The sequence below is a fragment of the Rubellimicrobium thermophilum DSM 16684 genome (genome assembly GCF_000442315.1).
Classification (GTDB): Bacteria; Pseudomonadota; Alphaproteobacteria; order Rhodobacterales; family Rhodobacteraceae; genus Rubellimicrobium; species Rubellimicrobium thermophilum.
Map to the genome: position 1 here is coordinate 81,492 of NZ_KE557323.1, position 1,848 is coordinate 83,339.

1 pseudogene is annotated in these 1,848 nt (G+C 70.9%); it reads left to right on the forward strand.

The features are described from left to right. Window positions 1-177 precede the first annotated feature (177 nt). Window positions 178-1,813: pseudogene (locus RUTHE_RS12105) on the forward strand (thiamine pyrophosphate-binding protein). Window positions 1,814-1,848: the final 35 nt, after the last annotated feature.

Genomic DNA, 1,848 nt, shown 5'->3' on the forward strand with positions numbered 1-1,848 from the left:
CCGGACCCCCCGAGGATATTTGAAGTCGGATGAGAGGGACTGCTTCCTCATCCGACCTCAAATATCCCGGGGTCCGGGGCAGAGCCCCGGTCGCGCCCGGATGCCGGATCCCGCCTTGCCCCTGCCGGGCGCCGGCCCCATAGCTGAGACCGCAGGACAGCAAGGGAGAAGGGCATGATGCGCCATGGCGGGCGGATCCTGGCGGACCAGTTGGCGCGGCGAGCTGTGCCGCGGGTCTTCTCGGTGCCGGGGGAATCGTTCCTGGCTGCCCTCGACGGGTTGCTCGATGCCGGCATCCCCAACATCGTCTGTCGCCACGAAGGCGGGGCGGCGATGATGGCCGAGGCCACGGGCAAGCTGACCGGGCAGCCCGGCATCTGCCTGGTCACGCGCGGACCCGGTGCCACCAATGCCGCGGCCGGCGTCCATGTCGCGCGGCAGGACAGCACGCCGATGATCCTCTTTATCGGCGACATCGAGCGTGGCCATCGCGACCGCGAGGCCTTTCAGGAGGTCGATTTCCGGTCGATGTTCGCCCCCCTGGCCAAATGGACGGCCGAGATCGGACAGACCGAGCGCATCCCCGAATATGTCGCACGGGCCTTCCATGTCGCGACATCGGGGCGGCCCGGTCCGGTCGTGCTGTCGCTGCCCGAGGACATGCTCTCGGCCAGCGCCGATGTGCCCGACACTCCCCCCCGAAGGCCCGCAGGCCGCGCCGGACTGGAGCGCCGCCGCCGCGGAAGTCCTGGCGATTCTGGCCCGTGCCGAGCGGCCGCTTGTCGTCGTCGGCGGCTCGCACTGGTCGCAGGAGGCGGCGGACGACCTCGGACGGTTCGCCGCGGCGCAGGGGCTGCCGGTCGCGGCAGGGTTCCGGCGCCAGGACATGCTGGACAACCGCCACCCCTGCTATGCCGGCGATTTCAACGTCACCTCGGCGCCGGGTCTGGCGCGCCGCCTGCGCGAGGCGGATGCGCTGCTGCTGCTCGGGCTGCGGATGGGCGACATCGAGACGGGAGGCTACCGCCTTCTCGATCCCGCCGCGCCCGGCAAGCGGATCATCCATGTCCATCCGGACCCGGACGAGCCGGGGCGTGTCTGGCGGCCCGATCTGTGGGTGAGCGCGGATGCCCCCTCCTTCCTGCGCGCGCTGGCCGCCCTGCCCCCGGCACGCAGCCGCGACGACGGTCCTGCCGCCCATGCCGAATGGGAGGACTGGCGCCGCCCGCGCGAGACCCCGGGCGCGGTGAAGCAGGAACAGCTCGTGCGGTGGCTGTCGGACCATCTGCCCGAGGATGCCATCCTCACCAACGGGGCCGGCAATTTCGCCGCCTTCCTGCACCGCTACTTCGCCTGGAAGCGCTGGGGGACGCAGCTCGCCCCCGGATCGGGCAGCATGGGCTACGGCTTTCCGGCCGCCATCGCGGCCAGCCTGCATCATCCGGGGCGGACGGTCGTCTGCTGGGCCGGGGATGGCGATATCCAGATGACGCTGACCGAGATGAGCACCGCGCGCCAGCACGGGGCCACCCCCATCGTCGTGGTGATGAACAATGGCGTCTACGGCACCATCCGCATGCATCAGGAGCGGGAATATCCCGCGCGCGTCTCGGGAACCGCGCTGTGGAACCCGGACTATGCCGCGCTGGCCCGTGCCTATGGCGCCCATGGCGAGCGCGTCGAGCGGACGGAGGAATTCGCCGCCGCCTTCGGGCGGGCCCGGGCGAGCGGCCTGCCGGCCATCATCGAATGCCGGCTGGATGTGGAGGCGCTCACCCCCGGCCGCACCCTCAGCGAGATCCGCGCCGGCTAGAGCATCACCTGAGCTGAATGCATCGCTGGGGATTC